Origin of the sequence: Taibaiella chishuiensis, assembly GCF_003014535.1 — a bacterium.
In the GTDB taxonomy this organism is placed as follows: domain Bacteria; phylum Bacteroidota; class Bacteroidia; order Chitinophagales; family Chitinophagaceae; genus Taibaiella; species Taibaiella chishuiensis.
Genome location: NZ_PYGD01000017.1, coordinates 1 through 19,866 on the forward strand (window position 1 = coordinate 1; position 19,866 = coordinate 19,866).

18 protein-coding genes and 1 pseudogene are annotated in these 19,866 nt (G+C 50.9%); 8 read left to right on the plus strand and 11 right to left on the minus strand.

Going from position 1 to position 19,866, the window contains the following annotated elements; genetic code table 11:
- The first annotated feature begins 772 nt into the window (after positions 1–772).
- The 6 genes from B0I18_RS24470 to B0I18_RS24495 all read left to right on the plus strand — a co-directional run bounded on the left by B0I18_RS24470 (position 773) and on the right by B0I18_RS24495 (position 6,580).
- Positions 773–1,690 carry an ABC transporter ATP-binding protein gene (locus B0I18_RS24470; protein WP_106525411.1) on the plus strand — a complete coding sequence of 306 codons (918 nt, stop codon included), beginning with the start codon at positions 773–775 and terminating at the stop codon, positions 1,688–1,690.
- Complete coding sequence (locus B0I18_RS24475) at positions 1,677–2,441, plus strand: ABC transporter permease (RefSeq protein WP_106525412.1); 765 nt, start codon at positions 1,677–1,679, stop codon at positions 2,439–2,441. The genes B0I18_RS24470 and B0I18_RS24475 overlap by 14 nt, the downstream gene beginning before the upstream one ends.
- A 28-nt stretch (positions 2,442–2,469) precedes the next feature.
- On the plus strand, positions 2,470–4,236 hold the full coding sequence (locus B0I18_RS24480; protein WP_106525413.1) for a serine hydrolase domain-containing protein: 1,767 nt from the start codon (positions 2,470–2,472) through the stop codon (positions 4,234–4,236).
- Positions 4,237–4,272: 36 nt separating this feature from the next.
- The gene (locus B0I18_RS24485; protein WP_106525414.1) at positions 4,273–5,340 is read left to right on the plus strand and encodes a sensor histidine kinase; all 1,068 of its coding nucleotides are present in this window, start codon (positions 4,273–4,275) and stop codon (positions 5,338–5,340) included.
- Positions 5,330–6,025: a LytR/AlgR family response regulator transcription factor gene (locus B0I18_RS24490; protein WP_106525415.1), complete on the plus strand. Its 696-nt coding sequence runs from the start codon at positions 5,330–5,332 to the stop codon at positions 6,023–6,025. The genes B0I18_RS24485 and B0I18_RS24490 overlap by 11 nt, the downstream gene beginning before the upstream one ends.
- Positions 6,026–6,142: 117 nt before the next feature.
- A complete protein-coding gene (locus B0I18_RS24495; RefSeq protein WP_106525416.1) occupies positions 6,143–6,580 on the plus strand; it encodes a hypothetical protein in 438 nt (145 codons plus the stop codon).
- 225 nt (positions 6,581–6,805) lie between these two features.
- Here the strand turns inward: B0I18_RS24495 and B0I18_RS25455 are convergent, their stop codons facing one another.
- From B0I18_RS25455 to B0I18_RS24515, 5 genes are all read right to left on the minus strand, one after another.
- Positions 6,806–6,928, minus strand: a complete 123-nt coding sequence (locus B0I18_RS25455) for a hypothetical protein (protein ID WP_281258016.1) — start codon at positions 6,926–6,928, stop codon at positions 6,806–6,808.
- 103 nt (positions 6,929–7,031) lie between these two features.
- The gene (locus B0I18_RS24500; RefSeq protein WP_106525417.1) at positions 7,032–7,430 is read right to left on the minus strand and encodes an OsmC family protein; all 399 of its coding nucleotides are present in this window, start codon (positions 7,428–7,430) and stop codon (positions 7,032–7,034) included.
- Positions 7,431–8,324 (minus strand): pirin family protein, encoded by an 894-nt coding sequence (locus B0I18_RS24505; RefSeq protein WP_106525418.1) that lies wholly within the window; start codon positions 8,322–8,324, stop codon positions 7,431–7,433.
- Between the two features lie 332 nt (positions 8,325–8,656).
- Positions 8,657–9,094 carry a hypothetical protein gene (locus tag B0I18_RS24510; protein WP_219906046.1) on the minus strand — a complete coding sequence of 146 codons (438 nt, stop codon included), beginning with the start codon at positions 9,092–9,094 and terminating at the stop codon, positions 8,657–8,659.
- Entirely contained in the window at positions 9,091–9,456 is a 366-nt protein-coding gene (locus tag B0I18_RS24515; protein WP_106525420.1) for a hypothetical protein, read from the minus strand. The genes B0I18_RS24510 and B0I18_RS24515 overlap by 4 nt, the downstream gene beginning before the upstream one ends.
- 188 nt (positions 9,457–9,644) lie before the next feature.
- On the opposite strand from B0I18_RS24515, the gene B0I18_RS24520 reads away from it, so the two are divergent.
- Together B0I18_RS24520 and B0I18_RS24525 are read left to right on the plus strand one after the other, a co-directional pair.
- Entirely contained in the window at positions 9,645–10,856 is a 1,212-nt protein-coding gene (locus B0I18_RS24520) for a phosphoglycerate kinase (RefSeq protein ID WP_106525421.1), read from the plus strand.
- Between the two features lie 87 nt (positions 10,857–10,943).
- The gene (locus B0I18_RS24525) at positions 10,944–12,038 is read left to right on the plus strand and encodes an MBL fold metallo-hydrolase (protein ID WP_245882155.1); all 1,095 of its coding nucleotides are present in this window, start codon (positions 10,944–10,946) and stop codon (positions 12,036–12,038) included.
- A 47-nt stretch (positions 12,039–12,085) separates the two neighbouring features.
- Here B0I18_RS24525 and B0I18_RS25550 read toward each other — a convergent pair whose 3' ends face one another.
- The 6 genes and pseudogenes from B0I18_RS25550 to B0I18_RS24550 all read right to left on the minus strand — a co-directional run bounded on the left by B0I18_RS25550 (position 12,086) and on the right by B0I18_RS24550 (position 19,824).
- The gene (locus tag B0I18_RS25550) at positions 12,086–12,577 is read right to left on the minus strand and encodes a TOBE domain-containing protein (protein ID WP_425444934.1); all 492 of its coding nucleotides are present in this window, start codon (positions 12,575–12,577) and stop codon (positions 12,086–12,088) included.
- Positions 12,577–13,066: pseudogene (locus tag B0I18_RS25555) on the minus strand (ATP-binding cassette domain-containing protein); the annotation flags it as partial. The pseudogene B0I18_RS25555 and the gene B0I18_RS25550, both read right to left, overlap by 1 nt.
- A gap of 41 nt (positions 13,067–13,107) precedes the next feature.
- On the minus strand, positions 13,108–13,506 hold the full coding sequence (locus tag B0I18_RS24535) for a YybH family protein (RefSeq protein ID WP_106525424.1): 399 nt from the start codon (positions 13,504–13,506) through the stop codon (positions 13,108–13,110).
- 123 nt (positions 13,507–13,629) lie between these two features.
- Positions 13,630–14,172, minus strand: a complete 543-nt coding sequence (locus B0I18_RS24540; RefSeq protein ID WP_106525425.1) for a DinB family protein — start codon at positions 14,170–14,172, stop codon at positions 13,630–13,632.
- A 1,333-nt stretch (positions 14,173–15,505) separates the two neighbouring features.
- Positions 15,506–17,035, minus strand: coding sequence for a TSUP family transporter (locus tag B0I18_RS24545; protein WP_245882156.1), 1,530 nt, complete (start codon positions 17,033–17,035; stop codon positions 15,506–15,508).
- Positions 17,032–19,824: a TonB-dependent receptor gene (locus tag B0I18_RS24550; RefSeq protein ID WP_106525427.1), complete on the minus strand. Its 2,793-nt coding sequence runs from the start codon at positions 19,822–19,824 to the stop codon at positions 17,032–17,034. Before B0I18_RS24550 ends, B0I18_RS24545 begins: the two co-directional genes overlap by 4 nt.
- Between the last annotated feature and the right edge of the window lie 42 nt (positions 19,825–19,866).

A 19,866-nucleotide genomic window follows, 5' to 3' on the forward strand; every position in this document is an offset into this window, starting at 1 on the left:
TCCGTTAAGATCCTTCGCTGCGCTCAGGATGACAATCGGAGTAGCAGGTATCAAGTATCAGGTAGCAAGACCAGGAGTGTTTGAAGAAAAGTAGCAAGCGTTTACGGATCATGCTAAGCGCAGCGAAGGATGACATCAGTAAGCAGGCTTTGTCAAAGGGCGCATGTTGCGCGAGTTGTACTTATCGCTTATTTGCAGTTCCTCTCCCTCCGTTAAGATCCTTCGCGTGGCTCAGGATGACAAGCGTCTTCCCTGATATACTACCGCTCATTTTTTTACTTTCCCCTCCCTCCGGTAAGATCCTTTGCGAGGCTCAGGATGACAAGCGTCTTCCCTGATAGACTACCGCTCATTTTTTTACTTTCTCCTCCCGCCGGTAAGATCCTTCGCGAGGCTCAGGATGACAAGCGTCTTCCCCCATAGACTACCGCTCATTTTTGCACTTTCTCCTCCCTCCGGTAAGATCCTTCGCGTTGCTCAGGATGACGATCGTCTTCCCTGATAGACTACTGCTCATTTTTGCACCTTCTCCTCCCTCCATTAAGATCCTTCGCGAGGCTCAGGATGACATCAGATTAGCAGGATGACCTTCATCTAACTTCTAATATCTAACATCTAATATCTCAATACTCAATACTCACATCTCTCTTTGCAGAACCTTTTCCCGCTTTTGCAGACAAATACTGGCCCGTCACCAATCGCGTTTCGCGGGCTGTAGGCCTGGTGCTACTTTTGTTCTGTTGCCAGGTATACAAACAATGGCACAGGACCTATGTACCACGTTATAGAAACCTCCGGCCTGAATTACCGTACTTCGGGAGCGACCATTCTCCAGGACATTAACCTGCAGGTGCCCTATGCCTCCATTTACGGTTTCCTCGGCCCAAATGGCGCCGGTAAAACAACGACCATTAAATTGTTGTTGGGATTACTCAAAAAACAACAGGGTAATATCCGGATCAAAAACAGGCCCTTCGACGGCAACCGGGTAGCCCTGTTGCGCGGTATCGGCGCACTGATCGAATCGCCATCGCTTTACCCCAATCTTACCGCCCGGGAACACCTGCAGCTGATGCGCCGGGTATATCAATGCCCGGAAAGCCGTATTCAGGAGGTATTACAGCTTGTCGGGCTTACAGATGCCGAAGGTAAACGTACCGGCCATTTTTCACTGGGCATGAAGCAACGCCTGGCCATCGGTATGACTTTACTACACCGTCCTTCGTTACTTATCCTGGATGAACCCACGAATGGTCTCGACCCGCAGGGGATTATCGAGATGCGGGAGCTCCTAAAAAAACTCAACGAAGAAAGGGATATGACCATCCTGGTGTCGAGCCATATGTTGGCAGAGGTTGAAAAGCTGGTTACCCATATCGGTATCATCAACAAAGGCAGCATGCGTTACCAGGGGCCCCTGAAAGACTTACAGGCCGGGCCTTTCGAGCGGCTTACCGAAATTACGGTCAACGACCCGGTAAAGGCCGCAGGAATTGCTGCAGCCTCCGGTATTCCCGTCAAGATTGGCGAAAACCATATCCTGTGGCCGGCTGCAGACCCCGACCTTATCGCCGGGCTTAACAGTCGCCTGGTACATGCCGGGCTGGAAGTAAGCCAGATCGCTACACGCAACAATGATCTCGAATCTGTTTTTATAGACCTCTTAAATACACCTCATGCAGTTCATTAATGGCATCCGTATCGAATGGCTGAAAACCAAAAGGAGTGCGGCTTCCTGGCTGTGCCTGGTCGGCGGTTTTTTCCTGCCGCTCATGAGTTTTATCGGTTTCCTGAAAGACCATAAAACCATTGATAATTTTTCAGGACCGGTTAACAGCTGGCTGGTTTACTTTGTACACCTGCGCGAATTCCTGGTCATCGCGCTCCTGCCTATGGGCATCATTCTCGTTACCAGCCTTATTACCCAGGTCGAATACCGTAACAACAGCTGGAAGCTGGTGCACACCTTACCGCGTACCTGGTTGCATACTTTCAGTACCAAGCTGGCGGTACTGTTGCTGATGGTGTTTAAGTTCTTTATTTTCTTTAATGCCGGTATGCTACTGGCTGCTCTATTACCGGTGTTACTATTCGAACATCGTTTACCACGCGATCCTGTACCCGTAGTGGCGCTACTCCGCGCCAACCTGCATATTTTTATCGTATGCCTACCGGTCATCGCCTTACAATACCTGTTCAGCCTGCGTTTTCGCAACTTTCTTGTCCCGCTGGGACTGGGCTTACTGTTGTGGATCGGGTCGCTGATCCTGGTACAGAACTGGTCTTATGCCTGGATCAGTCCTTACAGTTATACGGGTTTGCTGACCCAGCCTAAAGCCAATACCGCGGGCATAAATATTTTTGCGCTGGCCCTGGTTTATTTCCCCGCCATTACGACCATAAGTTTTTTATTATACTATTTTAAAAGAGATAAATCCTGATATCTTTAATCCCAATCCTCATTATACAATGAAGCCAAAAACTGTCTATACCATTGCCCTGATCGCTGCTATTGCAGGCCCTGTAAGGGTTATAGCGCAGGCTCCTGACCGGATCCCCGTCGAAAAGACCCATTACAGCCCGGCTGTAGAGCAACAGATAAAACAAGTAGAAGAGCAAACCGGCTTTGTAAAGTTTGCCGTAGCCGGTTTGCCGCCACGCACCATGCCCGAAAGGATGGCCTATTATAAGATAAAAGGGCTAAGCATAGCCGTGGTGCATGATTACAAGATCGTATGGACAAAAAATTATGGCTGGGCAGACGAACTGGAGCGAAGGCCGGTTACAGGGAATACCCGGTTTGAACCGGGCTCCATCAGCAAGTCATTAAACGCCCTGGGCGTACTCCGGTTGGCACAGGAAGGTAAGCTGGACCTGGATACCGACATCAATACCTACCTGCGTTCCTGGACTTTTTCCTATGATTCCGTATCGGCAGGCAGGAAGATAACCACGGCACAACTCCTGAGCCATACCGCTGGGTTAAATGTGCACGGCTTCCCCGGCTATTTTCCAGGCGACAGTCTGCCGACGCTACGGGATATATTGAACGGTCAGCCGCCCGCCAAGACAAGGAAAGTAGCATCCATAATGCCACCTGGCACAGCCTTTCAATATTCCGGTGGCGGTACCATGATCACCCAGCAGATGATCGCCGATATAACAGGACAGGCTTACGATGCCTATATGCAAAAGGCTATATTGAAGCCCCTGGGCATGAACCACAGTTTTTTTACACAGCCTCCTCCTGCAAAGCTGCAATCCTTACTGGCTACGGGTTATGACGCCTCCGGCAATACGATGCGCGGCAAATATCCAATACTCCTGGAACAGGCCGCGGGCGGACTCTGGACCACCGCTGCCGACCTGGCAACGTTTATGATCGAAACGCAGTTGTCACTAAAAGGACAATCGAACAAAGTACTGTCGGCCGCAATGACGAAACGCATGCTCAGCGGGACGATTGATTCAGCGATCGGGCTCGGCGTGTTTATCGAGAACCGGGATGGGCATAAATATTTTACGCATAGCGCAGGCAACCAGGGTTTCAGGGGTAACTATACCGGCAGCTTCGAAGGTGGCAATGGGGTAGTGGTACTCATTAATTCGGATAACGACGGACTGATCCAGGAAGTGATCAGAAGTGTTGCCCGTGTGTACCGCTGGGAAGGCATGCCGCAGGTTACACCGGTTGTCAGGGATACGGTACGCCCCTCACTGTCCCTCCTGCAACAGTATACCGGCGATTACCTGCAGGGCACGACGGTAGTTCGTTTATTCCTGGAAAATAAAGAACTTTGGTACAAGGCAGGCGACCAGGTTATGAAGGTATATTTCAGTGCTTCGAACCGTTTTTTCAATCTCGAATCGGAATCGGAGAAAGAGTTGTATGCCGATAAAGACGGACAAATAAAGGGCATCAGCCGTAAGACGGCCACCCAGGACCTGGGCAAAATGGAAAAGACAGTCCCGGTAACTTTAAGTCCTGAACAAATGGACCGGTATGCAGGTGCTTACATCGAAGAAGACGGCAGCCAGGTTGCCATAAGCCGTTCGGGCAATAACCTCACGATGAATGCCGGGGGCGGACCAATGTACATGAACTTTATTTCCGACCAGGCATTTTATCTTGCAGAGGATTTTGGCGCTGTCTATAAATTTAATAGTACTTCGGAAGTGGAGGGTATTACTGCGCAGAAAAACGATCAGAGGAAGGTATTGCTCCGGGTAAAATGATTGTAATAGAGACGTACCGATCACCAAACTATAAGTATGAAGAAAGCTGTCATCCTGTTTTTACACCTGGGCTACTGGATTATTTTTCTCCTGTTGCTGGCCTTTATTTTTACCTTACTCCGGCCCGCGATCAATAATACCAAACCCCTGGCCTGGAACCCGGTTGTTTTCCGGAACTGGATGATGGTGATGTCCGGCTTTGCCGTGCTGCCCGGTATCGTTTCTTTTTATATGTTCTACACCTTCCTGTTCAACCGTTTTTTTATACGGCGCAGGGTTATCGCATTTTTGCTGGGCGGCGTGCTTACGGTACTGGGTACCGCTGTAGGTGGCGTCTTTTATATGGCCCTTTTGATGCGGCATCTCCGGTACCCTTTTGCGGGTACTTTACGGGCCTATATCGAAGTGATCGTGGTGATTGCTTTCGGAGCCCTGCTCAACGGTATTATAGGGCTTGTTATCAAAGGTTTTGTTACATCCTATGGCGATATACGGGTAAAGGAAGAGCTGAACCGTAAAAACTTCGAAGTAGAACTGGCATTGGTCAAATCGCAGCTGAGCCCGCATTTCCTCTTTAATACCATCAACAATATCGACGTGCTGATTGGTATCGATGCCGCCAGGGCCTCGGCGTATCTCAACAAGCTTTCGGATATCATGCGTTTTATGCTTTACGAAACCAAAACCGAACTGATACCTTTGGAAGAGGAACTGGCTTATATCGAAAAATACATCGACCTGCAAAAGATCCGTACAGCCAATCCCGACTATATCCGGTTCCGGGTACAGGGCCGGGCGCCGGGTCTGCTGGTGCCCCCGATGCTGTTTATTCCTTTTATCGAAAATGCCTTTAAACATGCCGTACCCCGTAAAACGGGCTGTGGTATTGCTATTGAGCTGGAGCTAAAGCAAGATAAGATTATATTTGTCTGTAAAAACGAAACGGCTGTAGCCAGGCAATCTCCTACCGAACCCGGTGGCCTGGGCAATGGCCTGATCGAAAAACGACTGGACTTGCTTTACCCCGGCCGTCATCGGCTTACGGTACACAAAACAGACGACCAGTATACCGTTACGCTTATATTGCATCCGCATGAACATTAGCTGTATTATTATAGAAGATGAACCCCTGGCGCAGGAGCGTATCAAAGGGTATATACCCCGCCTGCCGCACCTCAGTCTGCAGGCCGTGTTCGACAATGCCGTAGATGCACTCGTTTATCTTAAATCGAACAAAACCGACCTGATCTTCCTGGATATCAACCTGGGAACGCTTTCCGGCATCCAGTTCCTGGAGATCGCGGACTTCAGCAGTAAAGTGATCATTACCACGGCCTATCATGAGTACGCCCTTAAAGGATATGAACTCAATGTAACCGATTACCTGCTTAAGCCCTTTACGTTCGAACGCTTCAGCCAGGCGGTGGAAAAAGCGGCGGATGCATTGCAGGTGCAGCGGCCGGTTGCAACGCCGCATTTTATTTTTATCAAAACGGAGTACCGTCTTGAAAAGGTGTTGATCAGCGATATCTGTTTTATAGAAGGCGTACGGGATTACCGCCGCATCCATACCCTGCATAAAAAGATCATGACCCTGCAAACCTTCGGCCAGCTGGAGCAGGAGCTGCCGCCGCACCTGATCTGCCGTGTGCACAAATCGTATATGGTGGCACTGGATAAGATCGAAACCATCGAGGGCGACCGCATCCGTATCGGGCAGACGGTGATCCCGGTTTCTGAAACCTACCGCAAATCCTTCCTGGAAAAGATAAACCGTGCCACGCGTTAGTCGCCCGGCTTTTTTATACCGGGTAGATTGCCTGTACCGTGCCGGAATATTACCGTATAAAAACGTCAACATTTCGGGGGCTTCGCGTGTTTTATAGGCAGTACAAAAAAGGAGTGTATGAAAAAAGACAGCAAACCATCTGACGATCAGTTACAGGATGGCCGCGGCGACAAAGTGAACCGTAAAACGGTATACCTGACTGATAACGATATGGAACGTATCCCTGCCGACGAGGAAGAGGATTATCGCATGCCGCGGGGCTTTCCTAAAGGCGCTGAAATAGAACGCCGTGTACCCGAAGAGCCGCAGGAGGACCTGGTTGCCGATGCCAACTCCAATGTCAGCCCGGAAGAGTTGCAACTGCTGGAACGTACGGAATTTGACTATTCCAGCGACGAAACGCAGGTTGCGGATTTGCTGGACCAGGTCGATGAAGACGGCGATGTACTTAATGAAAACTCTGTGGCTGAAAATTATTTCGATACCGGCGAAGACCTGGATATTCCCAATACGGTGATGAACCCGGATATCAATCAACAGGAAGAAGAGAGCTGATATAGATTTCTCTGCCAAAATTAATCAGCCAAAACCGCTGTGGGTAAGCGTTTGGGCTGGCCGTCCATCCTGGTTTTCGCCTGGCTCCGGCTAGCGTGCCTGACCCGGAGGATTTATTGCAGCAATAACCATCCTGCTTGCTGCTCGCTCGTCAGGATGGTATAAGTTAAGTGCGATGGAAAAATCTGCTTTTCATCTTTGGGAACAATCAATTGATCGCCTGGCTTAACAACCGCTATGGCCCAGTAACCAGTATACCAGTACAAATACGAGGATCGTTCCCAGGCACCCGCCTCCCCATTTCCAGGCCGCAGCGCCTGCCAGCAATGTTTTTAACCAGTTATTCATAGATAGCTTTTTGAGTAAAGAAGTGAAGTATAGCTATATAACAAAATAACCGGGTATAGGTTCGGTACAAGCTGCAGCAGGTACTACATTTATGTCATGGCGGTTAAGCCTGCAGCGTAGTCGTGATCTCGATCGGGTGCATCAGCGTAAGATGCATGGGGCACTTGCCGGCAATGGTCAGCAGGCGCGAACGCTGATCCTCGCTGAGTTCACCTTCGAGGGTTATGGTACGGGTTATATACGATATATTGGCTTGTACATCTCTTTTAAAATCTACATCCACTTTTATTTCGCCGAGTTCCGTCCAGCCTTTGCGGTCGGCATACATACGCAGGGTAGCGCTGGTACAGGCGCCAAGCGAGGCGGCCAGCAGTTCTTCCGGCGAAAAGCCAAGGTCTTCGCCGCCTGCAGACACGGGTTCATCCGAGATCAGCAGGTTGGTAGCGGTTCTTATTTCTGTTTTATAAAGCTGTTTGCCTATTTGAGCGGTAATATGTGCCATCTATTTAATCCGGAGGTTTGAGGGTTCGGGAGGAAGGGGTACAAAATCGGTTTCGCCGGGTACCGGCTCAAAGGCCTGTGCCTGCCACATGGCTTTGGCATGGTCTATATGTTCATGATCGGTCGCTACAAAGTTCCAGTAGATCAGGCGGTCTTCGGGCAGGGGCTCGCCGCCGAATATATACACGGTGGTACCGGCTTCCATTTCAAAGGTGCAGAGTTTGCTGTCTTTGGCCACCAGCAATTGCCGCGGGCCAAAGCGTTCGCCTTCGGCATTTACCGCGCCTTCGAGTATATACAAACCCGATTCGCCGTAGAGGTGATCGCCAAGGCTTACCTGTTGGGCGATCTCCGATTTCAGTTCTATAAAGTAAAGCGGGCTGTGTACCGGTACGGGCGAGGTTTTGCCGGCGAAGGCGCCGGCCACCAGTTTAAAGGCAATCTGGTTTTCTGTCCAGTGGGGCAGCTCCTCTTCATCGGCATGGTAAAAGGAACATTCCATTTCTTCCAGCTCTTTGGGCAATGCCACCCAGATCTGCAGGCCATGCAGGCTCTTCTCGCCATGACGCTGGTATTCGGGTGTCCGTTCGGAGTGTACGATACCTTTGCCGGCCGTCATCCAGTTTACCTGGCCGGGTTTGATCTCTATTTCGGTACCCAGACTGTCTTTGTGCATTACACTGCCTTCGAAAAGGTAGGTAAGCGTCGACAGCCCGATATGCGGGTGGGGCGGCACATCCATGTTTTCCTCCGCAGTCATTTTTGCAGGGCCCATATGGTCGATAAAAATAAACGGCCCTACCATGCGTTTGCTCTGGAAAGGCAGCAGGCGACCTACCATAAAGTTGCCGATATTACGCGGCCGCTCTTCGATGATGAGGTTGATATTGGACATAAAACGGCTTTTTAGCAATGATCCGGGAAAATAAGCATAAATCAGGAACCACAGCTATAGATTGCTGTTAATTCTGTTGCCGTAATGTAAAATTGCTGATGTCCCTTAAAGCCTGTATGACCCATCACACGGTGCATGCAGGTGTCGCGATGCACTTTTTATTCCGGTTTACCCTGGTAACCGATATTACAAATGGCTCCGTTCACATCGGTACGGAACCGGTACCGATGTGTGGGTATATCATAAGTAATCTTGTCTTCGAAAGTGGAAGGCAGCTGCGCAAAAACGCCGCTCGTTATAGCCCATGTATTATTGTACCTCCCATATGCGGGTTAGTAACTGGCCTGCCCGATTTCCAGTTTTTCGATCTTACCTGCGTCGTCGATATAAAATTTGAAATAGGTTTTAAAATCGCCCCAACGGTCGGAATGGAAGCGACCATAGATATCGAGTCCTTCGCGCGCTACCTTGTCGATAGCGGTAAACCGTTCGTGTCCGAGCGCCTCCTGCGAAAAATGGCCCAGATCGATCTTCCTGCCATCGTCCCAAAGGCTGGCCCCTTTGCTGAATAAGGCATTCCAGGCCTTGAGGTCGCCGGCTTGCAAAGCGTCGATAGCTTGTTTTACTACAGGATGTTTTAAGGATGCAGTGATCATCGTTGTTGTTTTTTGTGGGAGATGTATGGGAGTGGCAGTTGTAGCAGACTGGCCCTTGGCGCAGGCGCCGTTAACCAGCAGCAGGCAATAGACTAAGGTCCTAGCTGGTTTCATGGGGTCGTTTTAAAAAGATCAGGAAAAGGATGACGCAGGTAAATGATCAGTAATGATAAAAGCAGGAAGGGCAGTTCGGTCGCTACGCCTTTCAGGTTACGGTCCGACAGGTGGAAGGCCATGATGAGCAGGATGCCTGCCGCGGTTATAAAATTACCGTAGACAAAGGTTTTGGTAAACACCGTAAGCAGTGCCCCGGCAAGGGTACAGAGGCCCAGCAGCATCACCCCCGTATCGCCGATGCCCCATTTGCCAAAGAGCCCGAGCATGGCGGGTTTGCCGGAAACCATTGCGGTGCCTTGTTTTACCCCCATATATACCGCGAAAAGGATCAGGAGGCTACTTATAATTTTTATCACCATGACATTACTCATTTTATACCTAAAGATGATAAAGTTTCTGCCTGTTTTCGTGGTGAGCTTTTCACAATTTGTGCGAAAGTGCTCATTTTTAACAATCTTCCGCCCCGATCCGGCGGAATCCGGTCGTTTGATCGCCAGCTTTTCCTACTTTTGCAACCCAAAAACTACCCTAAATTTTAAAAAAACATATGAGCACATTCAGCGTACACAATTTTAAAGGCGAAAAAGCTTTGATCCGGGTCGATTTCAATGTACCGATTAAAGAAGGTAAAATTACAGACGATACCCGTATTAAAGCAGCATTACCAACCATTAAGAAAGTGTTGCAGGATGGCGGCAGCGTAGTGCTGATGAGCCACTGGGGCCGCCCCATCAAGGATATGGCCAAGAAGCCCGAGCTTACCCTGGCCGACTTTTCCCTGGGCCGTATCGTAGATCACCTGTCTGCGCTGCTGGGCGTACCGGTGCAGTTTGCCGACGATTGCATCAGCGAAGATGCACAGGCTAAAGCGGCCGCTTTACAACCCGGCCAGGTTTTATTGTTGGAAAACCTGCGTTATCATAAAGAAGAAGAGAAAGGTGATGCTACATTTGCCAAACAACTGTCCGGGATGGGTTCCGTTTATGTAAACGATGCCTTTGGTACGGCCCACCGCGCGCACGCTTCCACAGCTGTGATCGCCGATTATTTCGACCGGGATCATAAAATGTTTGGCCTGCTGATGGAAGGTGAAGTACTGGCTGCCGAAAAAGTAATGCATACCGCTGAAAAGCCTTTTACCGCTATCATTGGCGGGGCCAAGGTTTCCGACAAGATCATGATCATCGAGAACCTGCTGGAAAAAGCTACCGATATCATTATCGGTGGAGGTATGGCCTATACTTTCTTTAAAGCGAATGGTGGCCACATCGGCAACTCGCTGTGCGAAGACGACAGGCTGGAGATGGCCCGCGAACTGCTGACCAAAGCAGCGGCTAAAGGCGTAAACATACACCTGCCTGCCGATAGCGTCACAGCTGATAAATTTGCGCCTGATGCCAATACCGGTATTGCCGACAATACAGCTATTCCTGACGGGCTGATGGGCCTGGATATCGGTGAGAAAGCGATTGCAGCATTCAGCGAAGTAATCAAAGCTTCCAAAACGATACTCTGGAACGGTCCTATGGGCGTATTCGAAATGGAAAAATTCCAGGCCGGTACCAAAGCTATAGCTGAAGCCGTTTGCGAAGCCACGAAAAATGGTGCGTACAGCCTGGTAGGCGGTGGCGACAGCGTTGCAGCGGTTAACAAATTCGGTATGGCCGATAAGGTAAGTTATGTATCTACCGGCGGCGGCGCTATGCTGGAGTTCTTCGAAGGCAAGGAACTGCCGGGCATTGCAGCCATCAACAAGTAAAATAAATGAGTAGGGTATAGTTGGGAACAAAGCACGATGAAAGGAAGATCAAAAACTATGCGTTTAAAGAAAATACTCAAACGAACTATGATCATTTTATGTACAATAGTGGCAGTCCTCGTACTGGCCACTATTTTATTTATGCAGCAGGCCTCATTTGGCAAAGCGCCTTCCGGCGCCAGGCTCGAGCGGATGAAAAAGTCGCCGCAATACCGCGATGGCGCCTTCCAGAACCAATCCGAAACACCTGCATTGACCGGCGGCGCATCCTACTTTACGGTAATGAAAGACTTCTTTTTCGGGAAGCATGACCGTAAAGCGCCCGACGCTGCATTGCCCGCGATCAGGCGCGATCTGCAACAGCAGCCCTCGCTTAAGCCGGAGCTTACCTGGTTCGGGCACTCCTCGTACCTTTTGCAGGTCAACGGGCTGAACATCCTGGTAGACCCGGTTTTCAGCGGCCGTACATCACCGGTAAGTTATGCCGGTACCAAGGCTTTCCCGGGCACGGACATTTACAAGGCTGCCGATATGCCGCGTATCGACGTGTTACTTATTACCCACGATCATTACGACCACCTCGACTATCAGACCGTATTACAACTCAAAGACCGGGTAGGGACCTTTGTAACTTCGCTGGGCGTAGGCGCGCACCTGGAGTACTGGGGGGTACCCGCCGAAAAGATCAAAGAACTGGATTGGTGGGAATCAGCGCCGGTAAGCGATAACAGCCGTTTTACCGCAACCCCGGCCCGGCACTTTTCCGGCAGGGGCTTTAAACGCAATGGCACCTTATGGTCTTCTTTCGTGTTGGAAACAGGAGCGTACCGGATCTACCTGGGCGGCGACTCGGGGTACGACCGTCACTTTGCCGAGATCGGCCGTAAGTTTGGCCCCTTCGACCTGGCCATACTCGAAAACGGGCAGTACAATGCCTATTGGTCCAACATACACATGATGCCCGAAGAAACGGCGCAGGCTGCAGTGGACCTGGGCGCCAAGGTATTGTTCCCGGTGCATTGGGCCAAGTTTGCCCTGGCTACGCATCCCTGGGACGAGTCGATACAGAGGGTATTGAAAAAGGCCGGTGCCTTGAAGATGAAAGTAGTTACCCCGCTGATCGGCGAACAGGTAATCCTGGATAGTATCTACCCGGAGACACAATGGTGGGTTAAAAAATAAAAATAGTGAAATGCAGTACTGAGCCTGTCCCGTAATGCGGGACAGGCTTAGTTTTTAAAGAAGTCGGGGCGCAGGGAAAGGCTGATCGCATCGCCTCTTTTGATCCGGAAATTCATCGTCCGGAGCATAACCGGGTAACCACCGGGCAGGCTTGCGCTCACTTCGAGGTAGCTGCCGCAGAAAGCGGTATGCGTTACTGTTGCTGTTGTATCTTTATTGGCCGTGGTAATAATAAAATCTTCGGGACGTAAGAAATGTGCTGCCGGTTCGGGCAGGGCGCCCAGTGCCGGGAACAGCCTGATCCAGGTGGCATCTACAGGATAACAAACGCCGAACAGCCCTGCCACATAGGCATCGGGCGAGTGGCGGTACACATCGCGCGATGCGCCGCGATGATGCAATAGCCCATCACGCAGCACCAGGATCTCTTCGGCCCAGGAGAGAATGTCGAGCGGATCATGCGATACCATAAGCGTACTGATGCCCAGTTCGTGCCCGATATCCCTGAGCACGGTTTTCAGTTGGTTCTTATGGATCATATCCAGGTTGGAAAAGGGTTCGTCGAGCAATAGCAGGCGGGGCGAGGATACCAGCAGCCGGGCCAGTGCCATGCGTTGTTTTTCGCCGCCCGAAAGCTCATTGCTTTTGCGTTGCAGCAGGTGGTCTACCTGGCAGATCTCGCAGATGCGTCTTGCGGCTTCTTCACCCAGTATATTAGCATACCCGAGCAGCTCTTCCATACGGTAATGATTACGCAGCTCGAAGTGTTGCGACAGGTAGGCAATGCCCGGGTGGCCCGGAATCAGTTTTTCTTCCGGCACTTTTTTTACCCTTGTGCCTTCGAAGTATACGGCGCCGGTTTCCGGCGAGATGATACCGCCGATGATCTTCAGCAGGGTGCTTTTGCCGGAGCCCGTCTCGCCCGCGATGGCAAGGTGTTTAAACTGTTCCTGTTCAAAGCTGATGTCTTTCAGTGCAAATGTGGGCCCTTCTGCTTTCCCGATTCCCGATACCTGTAAAAAACTCATGGTTCCTGTTTTTTTGTTTCCCAACGCTCTTGTAAGCGTCTTTAGTCCAGGGCAACGAATAACTCCGACTGGGTCATCCACTTGCCGTTTATCTTGCGCCACATGGCAGCATAGTTACCGTGCATAGGATCGTTGGTACAGCGCCATATGCCCTGCTCCCAGGCCAGTATACCCCCTTCGCCGATCCTGATCTCCGAAGGCAGCCGTTCGAAAATAACGGCCTGCGCGGCAAACATCTCTTTCCACACTTTCATCAGCAGTTTCTTACCGGCATATTGCCCGCCTTCGCCGGATATCACTACGATATTATCCATCCAGTATTGGGCTACGCCGGCCACGTCGAGCTTGCTGATAGCGGCATTGGAGGTTTTGCGGGCTTCGCGGATATAGTTTTCGTCCTGTTGTTGCGCAGACAGGGCGGCTATGGTGTTGTCAGACATAAATGGCTACTGTATTGCCGGCAAAGATAAGCCATGCGCCGGCAAATAACCGGTTGGAGGGGGAGAATATACAGAAAGGCAATACCGGGTAGGTATTGCCTTGCACAGAAAATAAAGACGCGCCTAATTAGTGGAAACGCCGGCGCCGTATATCTTATAGTAGTTGTAGTCGGTCATGGGAGCATCGGTAAAGCCCAGGTTGCGGCCTATAGTTACGATCTGGCCCCTGTGGTAGGTACTGTGGTTCATGATCTGCATAATGTATTCGAAGTTCTCGAAATTACATTCGAACCAGGGACTCACCACAAGGGTCTTATCTGAAATATCCTCGGCAGTCATTTCGCTGATATAACGCGCCAGGGTCTCCGAATGCTCGAGCAGGGTAGTAAAGGCTTTCTCTGCGTCTCCTTTAAAATCTACGGGTACAAACTCTTCTTTACTCAATATAGTCAGCCAGTAGCGTTGTACCTGCCAGATGTGTACGATGGTCAGCTTAATGGAAGGAAAGCTGGACGCGACTTCCTGTTCGATGGTTGCCGGGTCCTTGCTGCGCAGCCAGTTGACCAGGGTGGTATTGGCCCAGAGGTTATAGTGGGCATAGCTCTGCATCAGGGATGCCAGGGAAGTGGTTGCGCCGGTGGCGATTGGGTTTTGTTGCTCGATCATAAAGAAGGTTTTAAAATAAAGGTACAGCGATAAGACAACAATGTTTGTTGCGAAGAGTTCGCTTATCCGGCTGTGTTATGATGAGACAAAGTAACGAATGTGTACTGACAACAGTATGGCAGTGCTGTTTTGCGGGATGAATTTTTTTGAAAAAAGTGTGTTTCCAATAAAGCCGGCTAACCGGTGAGATCCTTCGCTGCGCTCAGGATGACAGCAGTCCTCCTGGTACTTGATGCTTTACACGCTAATGAAGCCGGCTAACTGATGAGATCCTTCACGATGCTCAGGTTGACAGCGGTCTTCTTGGTACCCGATGCTTCACACGCTAATAAAGCCAGCTTACTGATGAGATCCTTCGCTGCGCTCAGGATGACAACGGTCCTCTTGGTACCCGATGCTTTACACGCTAGTGAAGCCGGCTAACTGATGAGATCCTTCGCTGCGCTCAGGATGACAGCGGTCCTCCTGGTACGCGATGCTTTACACGCTAATAAAGCCAGCTAACTGGTGAGATCCTTCGCTAGGCTCAGGATGACAGCGATCCTCCTGGTACCCGATGCTTTACACGCTAATGAAGCCAGCTTACTTGATGAGATCCTTCGCTGCGCTCAGGATGACAGCATTCCGCTCGGTACTTGATGCTTTACACGCTAATACGGCCAGTTTACTGATGAGATCCTTCGCTTCGCTCAGGATGACAGCATTCCGCTCGGTACTTGATGCTTTACACGCTAGTGAAGCCAGCTTACTTGATGAGATCCTTCGCTGCGCTCAGGATGACAGGCTTCCTCCTGGTACCCGATGCTTTATACGCTGGTAAAGCCGGCTTACTTGATGAGATCCTTCGCTACGCTCAGGATGACAGCGGTTCTCCTGGTACTTGATGCTTTACACGCTAGCAAAGCCAGCTAGGGGATGAGATCCTTCGCTGTGCTCAGGATGACAACGGCCCTCCTGGTACTTGATGCTTTACACGGTAATGAAGCCAGTTAACTGATGAGATCCTTCGCGATGCTCAGGATGACAGCGGTCCTCCTGGTACCCGATGCTTTACCCGCTAATGAAGCCAGCTAACTGATGAGATCCTTCGCGGTGCTCAGGATGACAGCGGTCCTCTTGGTACCCGATGCTTCACACGCTAATAAAGCCAGCTAACTGATGAGATCCTTCGCGATGCTCAGGATGACAATTAACCCTCTAACCTCTAATATCTAACATCTCAATACTCGCGACTCACTACCCGATACTCAAAATTAAAAGACGGGTTGCCATGGCAGCAGCAACCCGTCGTGGTGCAGGTAGAAAAAGAAGTAAAACAACTGCACCATTATTGTCAGGATACCAGTACCCGGATTAGGATATTCAGGCTCCATATAATGATCAGGAAACCCACGCTGAGGAACATGGTCTTTAAAGGCAGCTTACCCGCCAGCCGGGCGGCAAAGGGCGCCGCAGTAAGGCCGCCGATCACCAGTCCCAGGATAATTTGCCAATGGCTGATGCCGATAAAGGAAAAGAAGGCGAGGGCGCTGGCCAGCGTCACGAAAAACTCGCTGAGACTTACCGTACCGATCACATAACGTGGTGTTCTGCCTTTAGCTATGAGTGTGCTGGTTACCAGTGGTCCCCAGCCACCGCCGCCAAAGGAGTCGAGAAAGCCACCAGCGCCGGCCAGCCAGCCCACATGTTTCAGCTTTTTCCGGGCGCCGATATTCTTTTTAAAAGCATTGCGTAAGATGCGTATACCGAGCAGCAGGGTATACACCGCCAGCAAAGGCCGGATAACGGAGGCATATTGCTGTCCCAGCCAGGTAAGCAAACCCGCGCCTGCTACAGCGCCCAGTACGCCGGGCACAAGGATGAGCCGGAACAGTTTTTTATTGACATTACCAAACTTGTAGTGACTGAAGCCCGATGCGCCACTGGAAAACATTTCGGCGGTATGGATACTGCTGCTGATCGCAGGCAAAGGCACCCCGGCAGACAGCAGCACCGAAGTACAGGTAACGCCATAACCCATACCCAGTGCGCCGTCTACCATCTGCGCCAGGAAACCGGCCAGCAGCATCCAGTAAAACTGCCGGTCCAGTTGACTGCCGTAGTGTACAATGCCCGCACCGATATCGCTGATCGAAATATAGGATCCGAGCAGGGTACCGGCAAAGAGAAAGACAAAGGCAAAAAAGAACCCGTAGGCCACGCGTTTCCATTGGCGCTTCTCCCTGCCAAAGTCGTTGTTGTTGCGCTGTACCAGGCTGCCGGTTAGCCGGTTCAGGCGTCTTACTTTTTCCGAAAAGTCGCCTTTGATCCGGTGCCGCAACTGGTGCATATGCTGCAGCAGCGGTTCCATTTCGTCGGGCAACGATTCCTGCAGCACTTCCTTCATACGTTTAGCCACCGTGGGCGATTGCCCGTTGGTGGATATCGCGATCTTCAGGCTGCCTTTATGGACGATAGAACCCAGGTAAAAATCGCAGAGGTCCGGCTGGTCGGCCACATTGACCAGGATACCCGCCGAACGGGCATCGCAACAGATTGCCGCACTCGTAGCCGGATCGTCTACCGCTACGATAACAAGATCGGCAAAACGCAGATCGGCCGGTTCGTAGGCCTTCTCCTGCAACTGCAACAGGTCTTGTGTTGCGGCCAGCGCCCTGATCTCGGTATTGATCGTGCGGGCTACCAGGGTAATCTCGGTAGCAGGCGACTGTTGTAATACGGCCTGCAGTTTTTCGAGGGCTACCGCTCCGCCGCCAACGATCAGCAGGCGCAATTGCTGCAGTTTCAGGAATACAGGGAACAGGGTATTGCCCTGTACGGCAGGCGCCGGCTGTATTGTTTGCATATCAGGACTTCGGCTCATTTCTTTTTGAAATTTGGATCGTATACAAGGGTCACATAGTAGAAGCCGTCAATTACCGGGCCGCCTTCATACTGGTAATATCTTTTGTTGAACAGGTTGGTGGCGCCCAGCTTAATAGAGGTGCTGAGCTGGGGCACCCGGTAGCTGAACTGTGCACCGGCTGTGGCATAGGCCGGTATAGTGCCATTGGCCAGCGGGCTTTGCCAGTCGAATGCACTTTGCCAGCGCCAGCTCAGGTTGAAGCCGGCGTTTTTAAATACTTCGTTGTTGCCCACCGAAAGGTTGACCATCCATTTGGGGGTATTGAACGCAGGAATCAGGGCATCGGCCTCCGAAACCTTGACCAGGGTGGCAAAAGCGGCATTACCCGAAACCTGGTATTTACGATAGACCGCATAACTGATACCCAGGCTGGCGCCCTGGTTGCTTACGATACTGGTCGAGTTGGTCCACATCCGGTAGATCTTCGACTGGCTTTTATCGTAGGCTGCATAAATGGTACTGTCGTTCGCACCGATGGTTCCGTTATTGGGCCGGGTAAGCTCCACCTGCCCGATAAAGTCTTTGTAGATATTGAAGTAATAGTCGGCATCTACAAACAGGCGGCCACCCAGGAAACTGCCTTTGTAGCCTGCTTCAAAGGAGTTGATCTGTTCGGGTTTGATGTACCCGTAATTACTTTTTACCAGGAGGTCTTTGTTCTTTAATATGGCGGCGTCCTGGCTCAGCCCGTTTTTGTTGACATCGGTATTGACCGCTTTGATAAAGGCATCCTGGGAGCTGCGCAGCCAGGAGTTTTCAATCACGCCAAAGTACTCCGACATTACTTTCAGGCCGCCGAGCCTTTTAATACCGCCATTGTCTACATAAGAAAAGCTCTCGAACAGGGTGGGGAAGCGGAAACCGTTCTGGTAAGAGATGCGTACATTATGATCGCCGGCAAAGGTGTATACGGCGGCTATCCTGGGGTTGAGTTTGGGACTGTAATACTGTACCTTGTCGGCCCGCAGCGAACCTATCAACTTTAGCTTTTCGGCAAACAGCAGTTTGGTGACCTGTACAAAACCACCATAGCTGTAGTAGTTGAATTGGGTATTGGTACGGCTCACATCCAGGTAAGAGGCGGGGTTGACATAACTGTTGCCATCGGGTTCGATAAAATAATTGCGGTAGTTGAATCCCGCCAGGGTCTGGAAGCCTGGCGTATAGGTCGAAAAGTCGTATTGTCCTTCGAGGTGTGCAAAGGCCGTATTCATGATCAGCGCTGCGCCCTGGTCCCAGTTATTGATTTTGATCAGTTCCTGTTTTTTCTGCTCGAAGGCGGCGGTACCCGGTTGGTAACGGCCCTGGTCGGCAAATGCGCGTGCAGCATGCTGTGCGGCTGCATCGTTCTGCCCGCCTGCGATCGCACTCAGGTAGCCGGTTTTGTAGTCGTTAAACCAGGTATCATTGTTCTTAAAGGCTTTGTCTATATTCTCACCCAGCGGACGAAGGTTGTAGGAGTTGCCGGTGTTTTCGCGGGTATAATAAGCCCGTACAAAAAATCGGTCGCCTTTGAATTCCAGGTTATGTTGCTGGATCTGCAGACCATCAAGCTGTATACGGTTGCCCCGCTGGTACAAATTGCTTACACGGCCTATGCGGTAGGTATAACTGATCTGTTTGTCCCCGTCGAATTTATAATACAGGCCGAGATCCGCTTTAAGATTGCGCAGATGATAATCAGCCAGGTCTTTTTCTGCATAACCCGTGCGGCTTACGCTATAGTTTTTGCCGTTCAGGGTCAGGGTCTTTCGGTTGCTGCCCTCGTCGCCGTATACATTAATCAGGTCGCTGCCCGGGTTGTCGCTGCCGGTAAGGTTTACCGAAGTATTGGCATCGGGATTCTGATCGCGCAGGTTGTTGGCGATACCGTCATAACCCTGTGCATAGTCAGCATTTATCTTAAACGCAAACCTGTTTTTGAAGACCCGCGCGTAACGTACGGAGGTTTCCGTAAATAACCTTGCGGGTTGCAGCGGATCGTTGATATGGTTGACCCCCGTTTTTTGTGCTACGCTAAGTCCGGGGTAGTCGAAAGGCGACCGGGTTTTCATATTGGAGATGCCGTTTACCGCGTTCAGCCCGTAGAGCGCCGAAGCTGCACCGGGTATAAGTTCTACGCTTTCGATATCGAGATCGCTGGGGCCAATTGCATTGGCTACCGGTGCGCCTATGCCCGGGGAGATATTATCTACGCCATCGACCATTTGCAGGAAGCGGGAATTGGTGGTGCCGCTAAAGCCACGCGTATTGGGTACTTTATACATCAGGCTCAGGGTGGTCATCTGTACGCCTTTCAGGCTTTCCAGTGCATCGAAGAAGGTGGGCGCCGGGCTTTCTTTAATGGCTTTGATATCGAGTTTTTCGATCGTTACCGGCGATTTCATAAAGCTCTCGGGCCGGCGCGAAGCAGTAACTACTACCTGTTGGCTGATGAACTGCTGTGGGTTTAAGGACAGCGAAAGCGTGCCCGGGCTGCGATCGGCAATCGTAAACTCCTGGCTGCTGTACCCCAGGTAGGTAACGAGTAGTACAAAGGGAATTTTGGCATTTGTCGTTAAGGAAAAATGACCGCCGGCATCCGTGGTTGTACCGGTAGTAGTGCCTTTTACCGTAATGGTAGCGCCGGCCAGCGGCTCGCGGTCCAGCGAATCATAAATGCCGCCGGATACCTGGTAGGCGTCCTGGGCATAGACCTGCAGCCAGCCGGTAAGCAGCAGTATCAGGAGTGTATATTTTTTCAGCATAGTTTAAAAATCGTTGTATAAATAAAAGGATGTCCTGGTGAT

Bases quoted from the DNA above. Each gene is read 5' to 3' on its own strand.
- B0I18_RS25455 (WP_281258016.1), bottom strand. From the start codon at position 6,928: ATGAATAACTGGTTAAAAACATTGCTGGCAGGCGCTGCGGCCTGGAAA.
- B0I18_RS24475 (WP_106525412.1), top strand. From the start codon at position 1,677: ATGCAGTTCATTAATGGCATCCGTATCGAATGGCTGAAAACCAAAAGG.
- B0I18_RS24480 (WP_106525413.1), top strand. From the start codon at position 2,470: ATGAAGCCAAAAACTGTCTATACCATTGCCCTGATCGCTGCTATTGCA.
- B0I18_RS24470 (WP_106525411.1), top strand. From the start codon at position 773: ATGTACCACGTTATAGAAACCTCCGGCCTGAATTACCGTACTTCGGGA.
- B0I18_RS24510 (WP_219906046.1), bottom strand. From the start codon at position 9,094: ATGAAACCAGCTAGGACCTTAGTCTATTGCCTGCTGCTGGTTAACGGC.
- B0I18_RS24550 (WP_106525427.1), bottom strand. From the start codon at position 19,824: ATGCTGAAAAAATATACACTCCTGATACTGCTGCTTACCGGCTGGCTG.
- B0I18_RS24520 (WP_106525421.1), top strand. From the start codon at position 9,645: ATGAGCACATTCAGCGTACACAATTTTAAAGGCGAAAAAGCTTTGATC.
- B0I18_RS24540 (WP_106525425.1), bottom strand. From the start codon at position 14,172: ATGATCGAGCAACAAAACCCAATCGCCACCGGCGCAACCACTTCCCTG.
- B0I18_RS24495 (WP_106525416.1), top strand. From the start codon at position 6,143: ATGAAAAAAGACAGCAAACCATCTGACGATCAGTTACAGGATGGCCGC.
- B0I18_RS24490 (WP_106525415.1), top strand. From the start codon at position 5,330: ATGAACATTAGCTGTATTATTATAGAAGATGAACCCCTGGCGCAGGAG.
- B0I18_RS25550 (WP_425444934.1), bottom strand. From the start codon at position 12,577: ATGATCCATAAGAACCAACTGAAAACCGTGCTCAGGGATATCGGGCAC.
- B0I18_RS24545 (WP_245882156.1), bottom strand. From the start codon at position 17,035: ATGAGCCGAAGTCCTGATATGCAAACAATACAGCCGGCGCCTGCCGTA.
- B0I18_RS24515 (WP_106525420.1), bottom strand. From the start codon at position 9,456: ATGGTGATAAAAATTATAAGTAGCCTCCTGATCCTTTTCGCGGTATAT.
- B0I18_RS24485 (WP_106525414.1), top strand. From the start codon at position 4,273: ATGAAGAAAGCTGTCATCCTGTTTTTACACCTGGGCTACTGGATTATT.
- B0I18_RS24525 (WP_245882155.1), top strand. From the start codon at position 10,944: ATGATCATTTTATGTACAATAGTGGCAGTCCTCGTACTGGCCACTATT.
- B0I18_RS24505 (WP_106525418.1), bottom strand. From the start codon at position 8,324: ATGTCCAATATCAACCTCATCATCGAAGAGCGGCCGCGTAATATCGGC.
- B0I18_RS24500 (WP_106525417.1), bottom strand. From the start codon at position 7,430: ATGGCACATATTACCGCTCAAATAGGCAAACAGCTTTATAAAACAGAA.
- B0I18_RS24535 (WP_106525424.1), bottom strand. From the start codon at position 13,506: ATGTCTGACAACACCATAGCCGCCCTGTCTGCGCAACAACAGGACGAA.